The 18,255-nt window shown below is 43.1% G+C and carries 17 protein-coding genes; 12 read left to right on the top strand and 5 right to left on the bottom strand.

Annotation, left to right across the window (positions count from 1 at the left end):
* The first annotated feature begins 37 nt into the window (after window positions 1-37).
* A complete protein-coding gene (locus AB1S55_RS02910; protein WP_370980290.1) occupies window positions 38-826 on the top strand; it encodes a 2OG-Fe(II) oxygenase in 789 nt (262 codons plus the stop codon).
* 173 nt (window positions 827-999) lie between these two features.
* On the opposite strand, the gene AB1S55_RS02905 is transcribed toward AB1S55_RS02910, so the two are convergent.
* From AB1S55_RS02905 to AB1S55_RS02890, 4 genes are all read right to left on the bottom strand, one after another.
* The gene (locus AB1S55_RS02905) at window positions 1,000-3,729 is read right to left on the bottom strand and encodes a hypothetical protein (protein ID WP_370980289.1); all 2,730 of its coding nucleotides are present in this window, start codon (window positions 3,727-3,729) and stop codon (window positions 1,000-1,002) included.
* A 446-nt stretch (window positions 3,730-4,175) separates the two neighbouring features.
* A complete protein-coding gene (locus tag AB1S55_RS02900) occupies window positions 4,176-5,390 on the bottom strand; it encodes a GNAT family N-acetyltransferase (RefSeq protein ID WP_370980288.1) in 1,215 nt (404 codons plus the stop codon).
* Between the two features lie 111 nt (window positions 5,391-5,501).
* Window positions 5,502-6,269, bottom strand: a complete 768-nt coding sequence (locus AB1S55_RS02895) for a hypothetical protein (RefSeq protein WP_370980287.1) — start codon at window positions 6,267-6,269, stop codon at window positions 5,502-5,504.
* A gap of 315 nt (window positions 6,270-6,584) precedes the next feature.
* Complete coding sequence (locus tag AB1S55_RS02890) at window positions 6,585-7,016, bottom strand: hypothetical protein (protein ID WP_370980286.1); 432 nt, start codon at window positions 7,014-7,016, stop codon at window positions 6,585-6,587.
* A gap of 323 nt (window positions 7,017-7,339) precedes the next feature.
* On the opposite strand from AB1S55_RS02890, the gene AB1S55_RS02885 reads away from it, so the two are divergent.
* The 10 genes from AB1S55_RS02885 to AB1S55_RS02840 all read left to right on the top strand — a co-directional run bounded on the left by AB1S55_RS02885 (window position 7,340) and on the right by AB1S55_RS02840 (window position 15,456).
* Window positions 7,340-8,791, top strand: a complete 1,452-nt coding sequence (locus tag AB1S55_RS02885) for a DUF3360 family protein (RefSeq protein ID WP_370980285.1) — start codon at window positions 7,340-7,342, stop codon at window positions 8,789-8,791.
* Between the two features lie 206 nt (window positions 8,792-8,997).
* Window positions 8,998-9,396, top strand: coding sequence for a hypothetical protein (locus AB1S55_RS02880; RefSeq protein ID WP_370980284.1), 399 nt, complete (start codon window positions 8,998-9,000; stop codon window positions 9,394-9,396).
* Window positions 9,389-9,676 carry a hypothetical protein gene (locus AB1S55_RS02875; RefSeq protein ID WP_370980283.1) on the top strand — a complete coding sequence of 96 codons (288 nt, stop codon included), beginning with the start codon at window positions 9,389-9,391 and terminating at the stop codon, window positions 9,674-9,676. Before AB1S55_RS02880 ends, AB1S55_RS02875 begins: the two co-directional genes overlap by 8 nt.
* Entirely contained in the window at window positions 9,669-10,028 is a 360-nt protein-coding gene (locus AB1S55_RS02870; protein WP_370980282.1) for a hypothetical protein, read from the top strand. The genes AB1S55_RS02875 and AB1S55_RS02870 overlap by 8 nt, the downstream gene beginning before the upstream one ends.
* A 55-nt stretch (window positions 10,029-10,083) precedes the next feature.
* Entirely contained in the window at window positions 10,084-10,743 is a 660-nt protein-coding gene (locus AB1S55_RS02865; protein ID WP_370980281.1) for a DsbA family protein, read from the top strand.
* Between the two features lie 209 nt (window positions 10,744-10,952).
* Window positions 10,953-11,273, top strand: a complete 321-nt coding sequence (locus tag AB1S55_RS02860; RefSeq protein WP_370980280.1) for a hypothetical protein — start codon at window positions 10,953-10,955, stop codon at window positions 11,271-11,273.
* A gap of 175 nt (window positions 11,274-11,448) precedes the next feature.
* Window positions 11,449-12,027: a DUF6151 family protein gene (locus AB1S55_RS02855; protein WP_370980279.1), complete on the top strand. Its 579-nt coding sequence runs from the start codon at window positions 11,449-11,451 to the stop codon at window positions 12,025-12,027.
* A gap of 74 nt (window positions 12,028-12,101) precedes the next feature.
* On the top strand, window positions 12,102-13,769 hold the full coding sequence (locus AB1S55_RS02850; protein ID WP_370980278.1) for an alpha/beta hydrolase: 1,668 nt from the start codon (window positions 12,102-12,104) through the stop codon (window positions 13,767-13,769).
* Between the two features lie 49 nt (window positions 13,770-13,818).
* On the top strand, window positions 13,819-14,148 hold the full coding sequence (locus tag AB1S55_RS02845; RefSeq protein WP_370980277.1) for a zinc ribbon domain-containing protein YjdM: 330 nt from the start codon (window positions 13,819-13,821) through the stop codon (window positions 14,146-14,148).
* Between the two features lie 339 nt (window positions 14,149-14,487).
* The gene (locus tag AB1S55_RS02840; protein ID WP_370980276.1) at window positions 14,488-15,456 is read left to right on the top strand and encodes a fasciclin domain-containing protein; all 969 of its coding nucleotides are present in this window, start codon (window positions 14,488-14,490) and stop codon (window positions 15,454-15,456) included.
* Window positions 15,457-15,563: 107 nt separating this feature from the next.
* Here AB1S55_RS02840 and AB1S55_RS02835 read toward each other — a convergent pair whose 3' ends face one another.
* Window positions 15,564-16,520, bottom strand: coding sequence for a hypothetical protein (locus AB1S55_RS02835; RefSeq protein WP_370980275.1), 957 nt, complete (start codon window positions 16,518-16,520; stop codon window positions 15,564-15,566).
* Between the two features lie 200 nt (window positions 16,521-16,720).
* Here AB1S55_RS02835 and AB1S55_RS02830 point away from each other — a divergent pair, with 200 nt between their 5' ends.
* A complete protein-coding gene (locus AB1S55_RS02830; protein ID WP_370980274.1) occupies window positions 16,721-18,253 on the top strand; it encodes an arylsulfatase in 1,533 nt (510 codons plus the stop codon).
* The last annotated feature ends 2 nt before the right edge of the window (window positions 18,254-18,255 follow it).

The raw sequence follows: 18,255 nt of genomic DNA, 5'->3' as shown, positions 1-18,255 counted from the left end.
ATCAGCGTAATTTGTAGCAACGCCTAGAGCTTTCCCTATGCCATTAGAATTAGACTATAAAAAGCTGTATCAAACTGCTAGTGCCAGTAAGTCGGCCTATGCATCGGCTAAACCCTTTCCTCATATCGTGCTCGATGGTCTATTTGATAAGGCTATGTTGAAAGAGGTTGCCAGTGAGGCCGCTGCAACAAATAAAGATATTGAAAAGAAGTTTTATGGATCGGTTAATAAGCATGCGGCCTCTAAGCGTTTGGCTTGGGGGGAGCATACCTGGTCCTTGATCTCTGAGTTGAATTCGCTTGAGTTTATCAGTTTCCTTGAAGAGCTAACTGGTATTGAAGGCATTATTCCCGACCCTTATTTTGAAGGTGGCGGCATACATGAAATCAAAAAAGGTGGTTTTTTGAAAGTTCATACCGATTTCAACTACCACCGAAAGATGAAGCTGGATCGCCGTATTAATGTCTTGCTTTACCTGAATGATGATTGGCAAGAATCTTATGGTGGTCATTTAGAGCTTTGGAATGAGGATATGAGCGAAAGGGTGCAAAAGGTCTTACCTATTATTAATAGGCTGGTTGTATTTTCGACAACCGACTTTTCTTATCATGGTCATCCTGAGCCACTTACTTGCCCCGAAGACCGTTCACGTCGATCGATTGCGCTTTACTATTACACCAATGGTAGACCAGAGTTGGAAGTTCAGTTTAAAGAAAGTGTTAGCACTAATTATCAGGCTCGACCAGACGAACAATTTGATCGCTCTATCAAGTTTAGCTTTAGTGAGAAAATGAAAAGGAAGTGGAAGAAGCTTAAGCAAAGTTAAAAATAACTACTCACTTCAGTGGATGAGATATATAAATAATAAATAGCTCATCCCTCAAAAAAAGCACTTAATGTAAGAGGCGCCACAACAAGTGTGGTTTTATAAAATGGCCAGCTTGAATAGTATCGTGGCACCCCTTATTTCACTTCTTATCTCTTTAGTTGTTAATGGTTTTAGTCACCACTATCAACCTGTTCGCACTGCTTAAGTTGTGAAATAAAAGCCTCTTTTGTTTCTTGTTGGGCTTCAAAAGCATCACTGTACAATGTAGGTAGTGGGTCAGCTTGTACAAGTTGTAGGTAGCGATCTATTAGGTGTTTAGCATTATTGCTGTTATTTACAATTTGCTCTGCGTCACAGTCGAGCCATAGGCCGTCTTCAATAGCCCTGGTGTAATCAGGGCGTAGTGATTGTATGAGTGAACCTTTGAGTTCATCAATCTGAGCGATGCTAGAGTCGATATTTACCAATACTTCAGCTTGTTCAATATAGGGCTTACTCTCACCGTATTTAGCTAGATAGCCCTCGGTATTTGAATAAAGCTTAAATAGTTTTGGATCAAAACGATCGGTGCAGTAAATGTTTTCAACGACTGAGCTAGATGTACACTGCGGCTCATATTGAAAGTTACGTGTATAAGCAAAACTCATCACTTTAACTAAATCGTGATAGGTTTGTGCAGACCAGCGCTCTTTGTAAGCTCGGCCAGCAAGGTCGTTGGCACCAGCTTTAAATTTAAAATCATCTTGCATATTTACTGCATCGAGCTCGACAAATTGATTGAGCTCACTGAGTGCCGTATGGCGTTGCTGTAAGGCTTGTGTTAAAACGCTTAAATCTTTGTTGCTGTCTATATATAAAGTGAAAACCTGAGTATTGAGCTTGTTAATGCTGGAGTAATCAAACGCTTTATTGTCGTGGTCTTTGATTAGCGCCACATTTGTATCATTAAGTATGCTTGAAATGGCAGTAATAATACCGAGTGCATCTTGGTCGATATTCCATTGGCGTGGTGCGTTGTAGCTAACATTGGTTAGATTCAATAGTTGGCCTTGCATGGCCGACTGAAAATCAATGCCCGCAGTATTGATGGCGTTAAGCATTTGCTCGGGTGTTGGCATTTGACTACTGCTGAGCTGGCCAAGGTAGGCCATACGCACATAAAAATCTAACAAATACTCGGTGTTCGCACTAAGTAGCTCGTCATCGAGTGGCTCGAGCACGGCCCCTAGGTGTTGGTTAAGCTCTGCAAACGCTGGAATGTTTTGCTCTGAGCTTAACCATGTAGGTAGCTTCTCTAGTGCTTGTTCAGCGTCTTCTTCAAATGCTTGGTTTAAGATCCTGCTTAAATCATCGGCCCAGAAACGGCTATCGTTCCATTCTTCTTGAGTAGGCATTGCGGTGCCAGCAGCATACTTTGGAGCGGCAAGAGTCATCACTTTTTGGCGTAAGCTCTCGTCCATCAGCAAGGTCATTGCTAGCTGGTGCTCACTTTCAACTAGTGTGGCAAAGCTTGAAACCCATTGACGATAACTGGGGAAGTAAGGCCACTGATCGCTTGAATAAAGCGAACGATCAGCGCTGTTTTGCATTGCCTCAAGGCGCTGTGTAAAGCCTGTATTTAAATCGAATGCAGGTGGGGTCTCATCAAAAGCGTAAAGCTTGGCATCGGTATTTTGCACAAATTTAGGTTTTTTGTAGCTGTAGGTGCGCTGGGTGATTTCATCGTTCAGTGCTTCGGCCTCTTCCAGTTGCAGCTCAAGCGCAACGGTAATAACACTACCTTTGCTGCCGGAAAAACGAGCAGGGCTCAAATAGATTTGTAGTGGTAAATTCACCACATCTTTATGTAAATGCGTACCGAGGCTGAACTTTGGAAAATATAAGTTTTCAGCTGTGGCGCTTAAGCCGGTAATATTGCTATCGAATTCACTGTTACTAAATAGTGCTGAGCTTTCGTCTGCTAGCTGCAATTGCATGGCGAGTTTTGGCTGTTTCGCATCGAGTGTTATGTGATTGTCAGCGTAGTCTTGGCTCAGTGTTAAGTGCTGTTGCACCGCACTTACGCTATCGTCTTCGGCGGCAAAGTGTAAGCTGAGTAGTTCAAGCAGCGGTGCTGTTGGCATGCTGGCATGGCTCTGCTCGTCTTGCCTTTTGCTTTTAAGCTTGAGCGTTGGTTTTGAGCTTAAGTCTCTGGTTCTGTTATTGCTTATGTGGCTTTGCAGGAATAGCTCGTCAACCATATTAAAGCGATACACTTCGGCACCAAATAAGGACAGAATCATACGTCCGCCGCCAAGGTTTAAACCGACACGCTTGTCTTCTATGACACTTTCATCCACCGATGCATTAACGCTTATCTCCTGCGTATAGCTCTCGTCACTTAAGCCGAGCTTAGAAATACTCACCATACCGCTGTTGGTTTTTAGCACACTAGAGTTGTTGAGGCGCTGGAGTAATAAATGATGATCGAGTGCAAGTACATCATCGGCATTAGGAATCGAGCCGAGACTACTGTCATCACTGAAATTGGGAAAGATCTTATTAAAGCCGACTTTTTTCTCTAGCTTTGTTAACCAGTCAAGTAAGTCTTGTCTGTCTTGAGCGGGCAGTAATTCGATATATTGCAGATTTTCTACATTGGGGTTGCCGATGACATAGCAGCGCTCTTCAAGCCATTCGTATTCGTTAATCGCGGCACAGCGTGATTCATTAAGCGCAGCAATTGAAGGGGCTGGGGAGCCATTAGGCTGAGGGCTGGCAGAAGAGTCTGGATGTGGTGTTCCGGGTGTGCCCGTAGGGCTTGGGTCGGAAGAGCCGCCCCCGCCTCCACAGGCGCTAAGTGTAATAATAGTGGATGCAGCTAGAGTGCGGAACACCGCTAAAGATTGAGAGATGGGCATTAACAAGTACTCCTTTCACTTGCGTAATCTAAGAAGGTCATCCAATAGAGCGTACCGGAGGATATCCAAGCACGGCGGCATGTAGATGTGACATAGTTGAGAGCATGCATGTATTAATGCATACGTTATTTGCGGAGGTTAGCATGATAAAAGCTAGGATCGCTATCTTAGAAAAGTACTTTTTTGTAACACTTTGGTTTTGGGGATGTTGAATCGCTAATGATGAAGTAAATTGCGACCGTGCGTCTCTTGTGCTTGTTTATTTAATAGACATGCGGCATGAGTATGATGGTGTACATGGCTTACGTGGATTTAAATCGTAGCGATGCAACGTTGTAAATACTAAGCACATTTATTTATGCAGGTATGAAGCGACGTATTCAGACGCTTAAAGAGTTTAACTCTGCGTTTCTTCGAGTAGCTTAATTAAATAATTTATATTGCTTTTATGGTTTACGATCGGGCAGTTGGGTTTTTAAAAATTGTTCTTCAGCTACCAAATCGAAGCCTTCTTTGTAGGGAAGGTAAGTTCTTGCATCACGTAAATAGCTCAGGTTGTCTTGGCGTTCACGTTGACAGAATTCATCAATGGCAGAATAAAAGCCAGGCTCTACTAAAAAGTGATAAGAGCGGGTGAGCACGGGCTCAAAACCTCGTTGTATTTTATGTTCACCCTGAGTGCCTGGGCAAAAGCGTTGCAGGCTTTCTGCTATTGCGTAGTTGATGCCTTGGTAGTAACAGCATTCAAAGTGTAGGCCGTCGTACTCTTTGAGCGCGCCCCAGTAGCGTCCATATAGATTTTTTTGATCACGGAAATATACAGCGGCGGCAACCAGATCTTCTCCATCTTTGGCTTGGCAAAGCACGATATTCTCAGGTAGGTTTTTAGCGAGCTGTAGAAAGAAGTCGAGTTTTAAATAACCGCCGTGGCCGCTGCGTTTTAAATAAGTGAGCTGGTAGAGTTGGTAGAAATTTATCCAATCTTGTTCACTTAAGTCAGTGGCGCTAAGCATGCTTATCTTTAGATCTTGGCACTTTGCTCTCTCTTTGCGAATATTCTTGCGCTTTCGTGAGCTCAGTTGATCAAGAAATTCATCAAAGCACTGGTAGTTTCGGTTAAACCACTGAAATTGCGTGCCTTGGCGTTGAACCCAATTTTCGGTCTCTAGAGTTTGCTGGCCAGTAGTAAATAAGCTATGCACGCCGCTGTAGTTATGTTCTTTGCAGATATGGCTAAGGGTTTGGGCGAGTTCTTTATTATCCAGCTCTCCCGCCCAGCGAGGCCCGCAACTTGGGGTAAAGGGAATGGCGTTAACAAGCTTGGGATAATAACTAAGCCCGCAGCGCATATAGGCTTCGGCCCAAGCCCAGTCAAATACGTACTCGCCATAACTGTGCTCTTTTAAATACAGAGGCATAACAAAAACAAGTTTCTTATCTTTGTTAAAGCCAAGTAAGTGTTGAGCTTGCCAGCCGCTATGGTTTTGTTTATTGCTGTGCTCAGCTATGGGGCCATTGTTCGCTGTGCCCTTGTTGACACTGCCGCTTTGCTCAAAGGCTAATAAGAACGCGTGGCGACTAAAGATATAGTCTTCAGGCCAGAGTGCGTCCCAGTCTTCGGCTTTTACCTTGCTCAGATCATTGCAAAGTTCAAAGTGCATATTAGGCCTTGCTAAGAAAAGTGGGGCTACAGTTTATTGGCTGTTTGTACTTTTTGCATGCAGTTACTCAGGCCTATGTTGAGCAACTGCACGACTTATGGGGGGGCTATTTTAGAGCGAGCGTAATTTTTTCTTTAATACTAAATGGCCGTCACTCATGCCTGCGATTAGCCCGTATACCTTATCACCAAGCAGCTCTTTACAGGCAGCAATGGCGCAAGGGTCACCTAGAAGGGTGTTGTGCCAAAGTTCAGATGCACGCTGGCGACGTTCAAGGCCGCGAGTGCCGTTGACGCGTTTTTGAATAGAGCGACCCGTGGTGTAAATACTGTTGCACAAGCTGCCGAGTACAGGAATACAACCAAAGCCTTTACGCTTTAGCTTTTTATTCTTTTTCTTGATGCAAAAACCGATGGCTTCAAGTGTGCCGTCTTTAGCTTTTGGCCCTAAATCTTTCATGATGCGTTCTAGCTGGCGTATGTGCTGCTGGGTTTTATAAGCAGAGTAACCAGAAAAGGCTGAATCGATAATGGCCATGGCTATGCCAATTGGGCCTGTAATCATCACCACAGGGGCAAGTGCTGCAGAGGTTCCGGTAGAAGCCGCTGTTAGCAGGTTGCCGGTTTGTGCGAAGTTGGCGACGGTTGCCGTCTTACCTGTCACTGATATAGCTTGGCCTGCGAGGAAATTACTCCAGTTAGCTACGTCTTGCGCTGTTTGTCCTGTGGTCTGAGCTTTTTTAGGGGCGCCTTTAGGCAGTACTGAATCTTCTTCTAAATCATCACCTAGATCATCTTCTGAAGGGTCAATGTCCTGCATCATGTACTGATGAATTCGTAGCTTATTTTTACGTAAGTTTTCAGCTTCATGTGAGTCCATACTGTTCTCTCATATTTTGATTCGGTTGATAATAAAAAAGCGCACAACAACTACAGCAAGCAAGGCGCTGGCTGGTCGTTTTGAGCATATTTAGATGGTTTTATGTGGCCGGATCTCTTCTAGAGTCGGGCCGTAGAGGCCATTCTCTACAGTATTGATTAAGGGCTAGGCTTCTTGCCTTGGCGCACTAAACAACATTGTAGCACTCTCTTTAGGGCGTTTGGCCATTCTTTGTTCGTAAGAAGTGATCTATCTAAGTATTGGTATCGCTATGATCTTAATTTTGATGCGCAGGCTAACTCTAGCGGCGTTAGTTTAATGATTTCCAGGTTCTTCAAGGGTTTCATCCATCTGTGGATAGGCTGAAAACTCTATGCTCAAACCGAGCTCGTTGCACAGGCTTATAAGCTTGCTACTGAGTACGATATTACTGTTAGCGCTAGTGCCGTTGTTTTCTATTAAAGCTAGACCTAAACCAATATCTAAGACGCATTGCGCTTGCTCCGCTTTTAAGGCGAGAAGGCTATTTTTGTGTTTCTCTAAGAAGGCGTAAAGCTCGAGTTGATGGCTCTGTGCATCAGCGGTTTCAGAGATCAGTGCATCAAAGCCGCTGTGTTCACAAGCGCCGCCGAGTATATCGGTATCGCCAATGTTATAGGCTTCTAAGTGGGCGTCGATGGGGTGCTGGGCAAGAAAAGCCTCTACGTCAAAGCTTTCGCCATAAACGCGCAATACGCTATCTAGCATGCTTGTGTTCTCTATGGTGTTTTTAGCAAAGGGCTATTGTACACGGGCTTGTATTTTCTGCTTGTGCTAAGTGGCGCCAAAGCAGCAATGACCAAGATCAAAGGGAGTGAATAATCTCTAAAGCCAAAGGGAACTAATGGCTGCAATACGACCCAGCTCAAGTCACGCTTGTGCCAAAGTCTTAATCTAGGCTCTGCTCAGAGCTGCCTCAGCAGCCTAAGCCAATACAACAACCAATTAAAACTGCACAGAGCTTTGTAATGGTGGCTACGGAACAAGCGCCTTTACTGCAGGTTCTGCCTTCGCACGAAAGAGGCCGATCGATGTCAGATCAAGAAGCGACGACTTACCGTCAGCGCCACAAACCCGCCAGTGAGTTTGCTACTCGTAATGAGTACCTAGAGAACGAACTAAAAATCATGTCGTTTAAGCGCTGGGGCATTAATCTGCCTGGTCGCGACTTTGGTGTAGAAATAGAAGATTGGGTGCCTGCGCTTGCGGCCACCATTGGTAAGATTGTGATGGTGACGGCCATGGTCGCCGCTTTTGCTGCTCAATTTGGCTTAAGCCCTGAGTTTATTGCTGAGAATGTGCGCTTTGAATTGCTGATTGCCGGCGTGCTCTTTGTTGTTCTTTTTTCAGCCATTCTTAACCCCAATTCAAACTTGGCCGGTACCCACGGGCCTATGATCCCCTTGATTCCACTTATTGCTGCAGCCGGTGGGCATCCTCTGGCACTGGGGATTATGGTGGGTGTATTTGGTATCTTGCTTAGTATTACCAAGGGCGGGTCTAAACTGGTTGCGCTAACGGGCGAGGGTGTCCGTGGTGGCCTGCTGATTTATCTTGGTGCTGTGGGGCTGATTAGCCAAATTGGTAAATTAAAGGGCTGGTCTTTAGGTTTAGAAGAAGGCCCTGTTGGTTTTATGGTGATTGTCACCACTATTATTGTTTACGCGTATTTGGCGCGTGTGCAAAAACGTTGGTTGGCTATTCCGCTGTGCTCGGCCATTGCCGGTATTGTTGCTTTGATTATGGGCGCTCCATTTGAGTTTTCTACCGAGCCGGGCCTGCCTCATATGAGTCCGTTTTATTGGTGGGGGGAAAACACGGGGTGGCAGCTGGGCTGGCCAGATGTAAATAGCTTTATTGCTGTTATTCCTTTCTCTATCTTGGCTGTTGCCATGTGGTCGCCAGATTTCTTGGGGCACCGAGTTTTCCAAGAGCTGAACTATCCTCCACAAGCTAAAGGTGTGTTGATGAATGTTGACGACACTATGGCGGTAAGCTCAGTGCGTCAGATTATCGGTGCAGGCTTGGGTGGCGGTAACCTCGCTTCTTCTTGGGGTACGTATATGATTCCCGCTGCAATTGCTAAGCGTCCAATTCCGGGTGGAGCATTGCTAACTGGTTTGTTGTGTGTTGTTGCTGCGGTCTTGGGTTATCCGATGGATCTAGCCATGTGGGAGCCCGTATTGCGTGTTGCTCTGATTGTTGGCGTTTTCCTTCCTCTTATGGAAGCGGGTATGCAAATGGTTAAAGATACCAAGAGCTCGCAAAGCGCCGGTATTTGCATCTTCTCTTGTGCGCTTGTTAACCCTGTATTTGGCTGGGCGCTAACTATGTTGCTTGATAACTTTGGATTAATTGGTGATAAAGATCGCGCCAAAGAGTTAAGCCGTAATGACAAACTGATTCCAGTGATTGCCGTTATTGTATGTATTGGTTCACTAGCCTGCGTGGGCCAATTACCGGGCATTAAAGCGCTTATTTAGTGCTGATGCTTTTTAGATTAAGTGTGAAGTGAAAGTAAAGCTGAAGATAACAGCTAAATAAGTGAAAGTTGAAAGGCCAAAGGTGAGAATCTTTGGCCTTTTTTTGTGACGCCTCTAGTAACAGGCTCTGTGTTACGGTTTATTTGAAAGCATGTTAAGGTTTTGCTTATGAAAATGACCTTGATAATAGTGGCTGCTGCTAGGTAATGAATAAAACAATCACTCTGTTTTGTAGCTTTAGCTGTATAGCGTATTACAGCCTGTGGCCGTTTTTGGCATCGTTGCTCTTAGTGTTTATTTCCGATGCAAGTCTGTTGTCGCTTATCCATGTGGGCCTTTGGTCCTTAGCATTGACCGTGCACTGTTTTGCACTTGCTCTTATTGTAAAGAGAAACAAGCTAGGCCTACATCTTCTTTTTTCTGTGGTGTTGGTTAATGTGTTGCTAAGTATCTCTGATGAGGTGTTTGTGTTTCTAGATAGTGAACGTGGCGCTTTTCCTGTGGGGGCCATGCTTGAAAATATACTTATACCATTGTTTATGGCTTGGCTGTTGTATAAAAGTGATATAAAAGATTATTTTATTAAGGAGAAAAGCGATGTCTAAGTGTCATCATTGTGGTGCGGATGTGTCTTTTATGGCTCTGTTAAGAACGCCAAACCCATTAAAGTTCAAATGTGATTCGTGTAAAGAGGATGTGCATGTCGATAAAAGGTCTGGGCTTATTGCTGTTGTCGCGATTTTGGCGGTTATTATTCCACCATTAATTATGCTCTACGGCACTGAACATTACCTCTTATCTGTTGTGGCTCCTATAGCCATAGCCGCAGAGGTCTTTTATTTTTTATTAATTAAATATGGCCTTGTTAAATTAAAGAATGAGTAAATTATTACTGTTGGTTTTTTGCTTTAGTTTGGTGTCTTGTGTCAAGGTTGATTATCAGGCTTTTAAAGTCATGAGCGGCGGTTATAAAGACGAAGCTATTGGCGAAAATAGTTATTCGCTGTCTTATGAAATGTATGGGAAAGTTGATCCTAGTTTAGTTCTTGAGCGTTGGCATATTCGTGCCTCGGAGCTGTGTCCTTTAGGTTATGAGGTTTTAGAGTTGACTCGTAATGACTTGAAAGGTGAGTCTTCGGCAATGGTTGGTTCTGTGCTCGTGCCCATAGCTTTTAGTGATCCAAAGTATATTGGCTCCATAAAGTGCAAGGAAGAAACTTCTACAGAAAGTAGCTAATAGTTTATTGGTGTTTTTATTGTGTGTTTTCCAAGATGCCATTAAAGGAATAAATATGAATAAACCACTGGTTATCGATTATTACTCTGATGTGCTTTGTGTCTGGGCTTGGATTGCCCAGCGTCGCATCGATCAGTTAAATAAAGACCTTAATAATCAGATTGAGTTACGTTATCACTATGTGGATGTTTTTGGTGATGTACAGACAAAGATGTCAACACAGTGGCAAGCTAAAGGCGCTTATGAAGGCTTTGCTGAGCATGTTATGCACGCAGCTGAACAATACGATGACGCTCCTGTACATAAAAACATTTGGAAAGAAAGCCGCCCGGCAAGTTCTGCAAGTTCTCATCTTGTTCTAAAAGCAGCTGAGTTAGCCTATGGTGCGGATAAAAGCGCTGAGCTAGCTTTGGTTTTTCGCAAAGCCTTTTTTGTTGAGCTTTATGATATCGGCGATGTAGAGGGCTTATATGGCTTAATTGAACATCGGGGGTTAGATACGCCACCCATTAAAGCCTGTATGAATAACGGCTCTGCTTTGGCTGCGTTAATGAATGACTATCAGAGCGCAAGGCAACTTGGTATTAAAGGTAGTCCATCTTATGTGTTGGATGGTGGTCGGCAGATACTTTATGGCAACGTCGGTTATCGAGTGCTCCTAGCGAATGTGGAGGAGTTGCTAAAGCAGCCAGAAAATGAAGCCAGTTGGTGCTAGTCGGGATTGTAATAAATAATATAGTAAAATCGAATCGTGTTGTCGCTTTATTCATTAATTATTTATTCGAATTTTATAGTGTCAAGAGTGATTAAGTGCCAACTATTATTTTTTGGTTTCGATCAAAAATCACAAGCTCTGTGTTGATCAAAATAAATACAGCTGTTATGCTTTTTTTTCACTTTAACAGTTATTTCAAAGGATGAAGAATGTTTAATAAAATTGTAATAGCAACAGGCCTTTTGGCTGTCTCATCATTAGCTCTTGCTGGGCAAACAACTTATAACAATCCAAAGGTTGCTACTGTAGATGGCTCCTATCTTAGCTTTACTGTAGAGCCGGGAACCACTGAAGCTTGGTGTCGTAGTAAAGGACATGCTTATGGTTGGGTAGCTGGTGGGAAAATGCTACAGCAAGGTTTTTACGCTACCTATGACAATTGGGGCTATGGTTGGTGGTGGACTGAAAATAAAGACGCTGGAGTGGGCCCTAACGTTTACGTTGTTACAACAGCTGTTTGTGTCGATTAGTATATTCTTGAGGGCTGTATATCTTACAGCCCTTTTTTGGCTTTATGATATTTGTATATCCCTTCCTCCTGCTTTTTTCTTGGATCAGTTTTCTTCGATCTTAACCGCATCTATCCTCTGACTTAGTGTTGTTACTTAGGTATTATGGAGTTAATAAAATGTTGTGAGAGACATTATGTCAAATACAGTTAAACTCGAATGTAGCTGTAGCAAGGTAAAAGGCGAGCTTAAAGTCGTACAAAGTTCTTCATTTCATGTTCATTGCTTATGCTGTGATTGTCAAAGCTATGCGGCTTATCTTGGTAATCAAGACAAAATTCTGGATGACAGTGGCGGTTCTGAACTATTGCAAACCTACCCTGCCTATATGGCGATAACAGAGGGGCAGGAGTATCTAGCTTGTACTCAGTTTAGAGAAAAGGGTATTTACCGCTGGCATACTAGCTGTTGCAATATGCCTGTCGCTAATACGATGAGGTCAGCATCGGTGCCTTTTATTGGTGTCTCAGTTAAGTTGATGCAATTTTCCAGTGAAAAAGAAAAGCTAGAGACATTAGGCCCTGTATTGATGAAGGCTTTTGCTAAGTATGCCATTGGTATTGTGCCTGAAGACGCTCATTTGCGATTTCCGCTTTCATTTATGCCGAGAATTATATGGTTTATGCTTAAAGGCTTGCTTGGAAAAAAGCACACACCGTCGCCGTTTTTTAAAGGAAAACGAGCTTCGGTTGAAGTGGTAAAAGCATTTGACTAAATGTAAATTCAGCGTATGTATATTTTCTTTGTTTTTAAGGAAGTTTTAATTTTTTGGGGTCTATGTTCATCAATATGAAAGATGCTTGTTATCGTTTGATGAGTATGACTATACACTACTTAAGTAGCTTCTCTTTTGTTGGTCTGATTGTTGCATTTGTTTTTTGCTCGATATCTCTGTCTCCGTCGTTATTGCCTAGACCTATCTATTTACAGGCCCTACTTTCTTCTTTTTGCTTGCTTGCCGGTTATGGTTTGGGCGTGCTACTGCATTCTCTATGGTGTTATTTGCAGCTTCCAGAGTTGAAGGGGCGAGGGCGTCTCTATCTGCAAGTCGTTGTTGTTATTGTCTGTGTGCTTTCTTATTTAATTAATATTTTCTATTTCGAGCAATGGCAAAACTCAGTTAGAAGTTTAATGAATATGTCTGAGGTTGAAGATGCATCTTTAGTTTATATGAGCTGTATGTCACTTATTCTTTCTGCCTTATTGCTGTCTTTGGTGAGGTTGATCAAAAGGGCTTTTTTTATTATTCGATCTCGGCTTGTTCGAGTTTTACCTACACGCCTAGCCAATGTTATAGGTGTGCTACTTCTTTCATTTTTTGTATTCAGTATCACTAATGACTACTTTATAAAAAAAGGGGTAGAGGCTCTAGATGAGATCTATGCTTTGGCGGATGCTACTTCTGATCAAGGCAAAGGTCTTCCCCTTAGGCACGGTGCAAGTGGTAGCTCAGAGTCTGTAATCAAGTGGCATGAGATTGGTCGACAAGGTCAAAACTTTGCCAGCTCTGGCCCGACTCTTATTGATCTTGTTAATCTGTATGGAAAAGAAGCCAAGCAGCCACTACGTATTTATGTTGGTTTACGCTCTGCTGAAACTTATGATCAGCGTGCTGATCTTGCTTTGCAGGAGATGATACGGATAAATGCCTTCTCTCGTTCGAAATTGATTATTGCAACACCTACCGGAACGGGGTGGCTGGATGAGTCTGCTGTTGATAGTTTGGAATATTTACATGCCGGTGATACGGCAATAGTTGCAATGCAGTACTCTTATTTACCAAGTTGGTTAACTCTTTTAGTTGACCCTAGTGCGGCTAGAGAATCTTCTGCAGCACTTTATAGAAAGGTACACGAATATTGGTCGGCTCTGCCTGAGCAAGAACGTCCTGAATTATATCTCTTTGGCTTGAGCCTAGGTGCATTAGCTGCTGAAACGTCTGTTAACTTAGCTACGATTATTAATAACCCAATTCAGGGGGCTTTATTTGCTGGAGCACCTTTTCCAAGCAGTGTTTCTCCGCGACTTATACGAAATCGTCAGGTTGATTCACCTGCGTGGCTTCCGGTAATTCAAGAAGCCTCTATGGTGCGTTTTACTGCGCAAGAAAATCAGTTGCGTAATAATACGACATGGCACTGGGGAGAGATACGTATCGTCTATATTCAATACGCTAGTGACCCTATGGTTTTTTTCTCTCTCGATTTATTAAATCGTGAGCCTGACTGGTTAAAGGGGGAGCGAGGCCCAGATGTATCGCCAGATTTAACTTGGTACCCTCTGATTACGTTTATGCAGTTGTTATTTGATCTTCCTATGGCAGATAAAGTGCCACGAGGCAGTTCACACAATTATTCAGCTAGTTCGTATATTGATGCTTGGATCGAGGTGACGCAGCCATTGTTGCTGAATTCTGAGGTGGAAGAGAGGGTGCGAAAACTGTTCTATGAGCGTTAATTTTTAATTTTATGTAAGTTAGTTTTAGTCAATTTTTAAAGTATAAATTATGTCTTTACCTGATTGTCCTGAGTGTGGTTCTGTCTATGTCTATCAAGACCAAGATCGACTTGTATGCCCTGAGTGTGCTCATGAATGGAATCCGCTAATAGAAGAAGATCGCCTAAGTGTCAAAGATGTTAATGGCGCCTATTTAGATGCGGGCGATAAAGTTGTTTTCATTAAAGACCTTAAAGTGAAAGGCAGTTCTCAGGTGCTAAAGGTCGGCACTAAAGCAACGATTAAACGAATTATTGACGGCAAGGATCATCAGCTTGATTGCAAAATTTTTGGTGGTGGTGAAATGTTAATAACGGCTAAATATGTAAAAAAGGCTTAATAAGTCTATAGGCTATGTTGCAAAAATTTTTCTTATTTTTTTTAAAATCCTGAAATATAGTTAAGTTCATGCTTATTATTTCTTGAGGTTATTAGGGGGTAAGTTGCTTCTCTATAACACCTATCTTGTTAAACTTTTTTATAGATTCTCTATGCATAGAGAGGTAAGTATCGCAGAGGATGATGTCTGAAAATAAGCGCGCTTATACGCCTTTGTTTGGCTAGTGGATCATCAATAAAAAAATAATTATTTTATGATCTAGGGCGTTTTTTCGAGCGTATCCCTTAGCACTAATCCAATGCACTAATGTGTGTGCTAAGGCATCTCAAGGAGCCGCCCATGAAACTATTACATTCACCTATTAAACTAGTATCAACTCTTATGCTCGGTGCAGCGCTTGTTGCCTGCGGCGGGGATGATGACGACAACAGTAATGATCAGAGCATGATGGATGCTGACCCTATGACGGTTGTTGATGTTGCGGTTGAAAATGGTAACTTCACAACGCTAGTCGCGACCTTGCAAGCCACGGGGCTCGATGCTGTATTAGATGATCCCGACACTAATTTTACCGTGTTTGCACCAACCGATGCTGCCTTTGCTGCACTTGGTGATGACACAATAAATGCTTTGCTCGCGGATACAGACACCCTTAGTGACATATTGCTATACCATGTGATATCCGGCGCAGAAGTTGACTCTACTGCTGCAGTCGCTGCTGCTGGTACTAAGGTTGAAATGGCCAACGAAGATAGCATTGCTCTTTCCTATGTCGATTCCGTTCTGTACGTAAATACTGCGATGGTGACACTGGTTGATGTAGAGGCCGATAACGGTGTTATTCATGTGCTTGATGCTGTGATTACGCCGCCAGCTGAACGTACAGATACTACCAGCAATATTGTTGGCACGGCTGTAGCTGCCGGTAATTTCACAACCTTAGTTGCCGCTTTACAGGCCGCAGGTTTGGATACGGTATTGGCCGATCCTGATCGCGATTTCACAGTTTTTGCACCTACCGATGCAGCTTTTGCGGCACTTCCTGATGGCACTGTTGATGCCTTATTGGCTGACCCAGGTGGTGATTTAACTACTATTTTACTGAACCACGTATTGGCTGATGCCGAAGTCGATAGCATCACCGCCATGACACTTAATGGCTCAAGCGCAACCAGTGCTGCAGATCAGGCTTTAGATATTCATATTGAAGATGGCAATCTTTATATTGCCGGTGCGATGGTGACCACAGCGGATATTTACACCTCGAATGGAATTATTCATGTGATCGACATGGTTATTACTGATTAAGCTCTGTCTCCCCGTGAGCTCACAAGTCTCCTAGCACGCCAGTGTTAAGGAGACCTCTGTTTCAGCCGCTGCTTGCAGCGGTTTTTTTATTTTTGGTAAGTAAACTACTAGCTTTCTTCTCGTTTTGTGTTGACTAAGCGGTAGGCGGTACCTATACCCAATAGTAAAAAAAGTATATCAGCCCAAGCAAAACTTTGGCTTAACAGCTCTAGGTTTGAAACCTCTTCAAAGATACCGTTTAAGTCTTGTTGCCATTGTTCAAAGCTAAGCTTGTTGTTAGCTAGAGCTTTTAGGCGTGGTGCTGAGTAGTTAATAAAATCCTCTTTTTCTATTTGGCTAATGCCGTTTATATCGGATGCTTCAGTGTAGCCATAGTCGACCATAAATTGATATTGGCTTTCTTCGTTAGTGCTTTGTTCTGCAAAGAATAGAGAGAGTTCTTTTTCTTCTTCATAGGCGTAGCGCATTTGTTCTGTTAAAGCAGGGTCTGTTAGCGCAAGCTCCATTTCTTTTTTGACGTTATCTATAATTAGATATTTACCAAGTACAATAGAAAAAAGTGCAAAAGCCGCACAGGCAATGGCTGCTTTTTGTCCTCGAGTACCGGTAAGCGATACGGCAAAACCTATCGCACCACCTATAGCCCAAGCAACAATTCCCAGTTCTAAGTTAAAAGTGATGGCAATAAACATCCATAGCAGCGCGCCAATAAGCGCTGTAGCAGCAGCAACGACTAAGGCTTTCAAGTTGAGGCTTGTATGAAGGGGGTTGTCCCGATTACTTTGCCCATTAGCCTCTTGCTCAGTTTCAGTATGGCTGATGCTGCCTGTTACACCCTCCGGAATTAGGTCAATCACAAGGCCAATGCTTTCAAGCTTGTGTTTATATTTAGTGGCCTTAGTTTCGTTGACCCCTTTATTTAAAATACGTTTGCTATTGATGAACTGAGCCGCTTTGTCTTCATCTATCTTTAAAAACTGGGCAAGGGCCTTACTTACCTGTTCATGGCTGTAATTTTCTTGGATAGCGCCAGAGATTTTGACGATATAGCGTTGATCTGCCATGGCAGCTTGTTTCCTTCTTTGTATCTAGATATTGATCTTGAATAGATCGAATGTGGGCGTCTAAGTTTAAGCTTTGCAAACTTGAATTCAAAATATTGGAGCGGTATTGTAAATTAAGCAACTGCAAAGCGGAACTTCAGCTCCGCCATCATTTGATTTTTATTATTGCAACCCTTTTTATTCCTATTGAGCTTGTTCTTATGGCGGTTTATCGTTTTTGTCTTATTTTTGTTATAGCTGTTTTTGTCGCTGCTTGTGCAGACCACAAAAGTGTCAATACAAGTCATCAGAGCTCTAAGCCAAATATCATCGTTTTTTATGTGGATGACCTTGGTTATGGTGATCTAAGCAGTTATGGGGCAAAGGGGGTCGAAACGCCTAATATTGATCAGCTCGCTGCTAATGGTATCCGTTTTACAGATGCCCATACTTCGGCAGCGACCTGCACGCCTTCACGCTACTCGTTATTAACCGGTGAATATGCTTTTCGTAATCAGGCTCAGGTTTTACAGGGGGATGCGCCTCTGCTCATTCCTGAAGATAAAGCTACCTTAGCAAGCTTACTTAAGAAGGCAGATTATAAAACGGCAGTGGTTGGTAAATGGCATCTAGGGTTGGGGAATGGAAACGTCGATTGGAATAAAAAAATTGCTCCAGGGCCCTTAGAGCTAGGTTTTGACTATAGCTTTTTATTACCTGCTACTGGCGATAGGGTGCCGACGGTGTACGTAGAAAATCATCATGTAATGAATTTAGATAACGATGATCCTTTGTTTGTCGATTATCAAAAGCGCATTGGTGAGCGTGCCGATGGCTTGGAGCAGCCGGAATTATTGCGTCAGGCTGCAGATACTCAGCATAGTAATACGATTGTTAATGGTATTAGCCGTATTGGTTGGATGGCTGGGGCTAAGTCGGCAGAATGGGTAGATGAAGAGTTCCATGAGGTATTTACTGAAAAAGCTAAGCGCTTTATCTCAGACAATCAGCAAGATCCTTTTTTCTTGTTTTTCTCTTTTCATGATATCCATGTTCCTCGTTTGCCCAACCCAATGTTCAAAGGGAAAAGTAGCATGGGCCCAAGAGGGGATGCCATTGTGCAAATGGACTGGATTACAGGCCAAGTTATTTCTCATCTAGAAAACTTGGATTTACTTGAAAATAGCTTCATCGTTTTTACCAGTGACAATGGTGCTGTTTTAAATGATGGTTATGAGGATCAAGCGCTTGAATTACTTGGCCAGCATAAACCCAATGGCCCCTTTAATGGCGGTAAATACAGCGCCTATGAGGGCGGAACACGAGTGCCCATGATTGTTTCTTACCCGACTAAAGTAAGCCCAGGTGTGAGTGATAGTTTAATGACGCAAGTTGATTTATATGCGTCTGTTGCTGCGTTGCTTAACCTGCCTTTAGCAAGTGATGAAGCTATTGACAGTGAAAACACGCTAGCAGCGTGGCTCGATGCAAATAAAGCAGGTCGTGAAACAGTATTGGAGCAGTCGATCACATTTTCTTTGCGTCAAGGCCCTTGGAAATACATTCAGGCTAGTGAAGTGAAACCTAATTGGATCGCTGATAAAGGCATTGAAAGTGGGGTTCAGGCTAAGGCCCAGTTGTATAATTTAAGTAAGGACATTGCAGAGACAGAGAATCTGGCTGAGCAATATCCTGACAAAGTAAAAGCTATGCAGGCTGAGATAGACGCTATTGTTGCTAAGCAATCACGTTAATA

Origin of the sequence: Agaribacterium sp. ZY112 (genome assembly GCF_041346925.1) — a bacterium.
In the GTDB taxonomy this organism is placed as follows: Bacteria; Pseudomonadota; Gammaproteobacteria; order Pseudomonadales; family Cellvibrionaceae; genus Agaribacterium.
The sequence above is the reverse complement of the archived record's forward strand: the minus strand, read 5'-3'. Positions and strand labels throughout refer to the sequence as shown.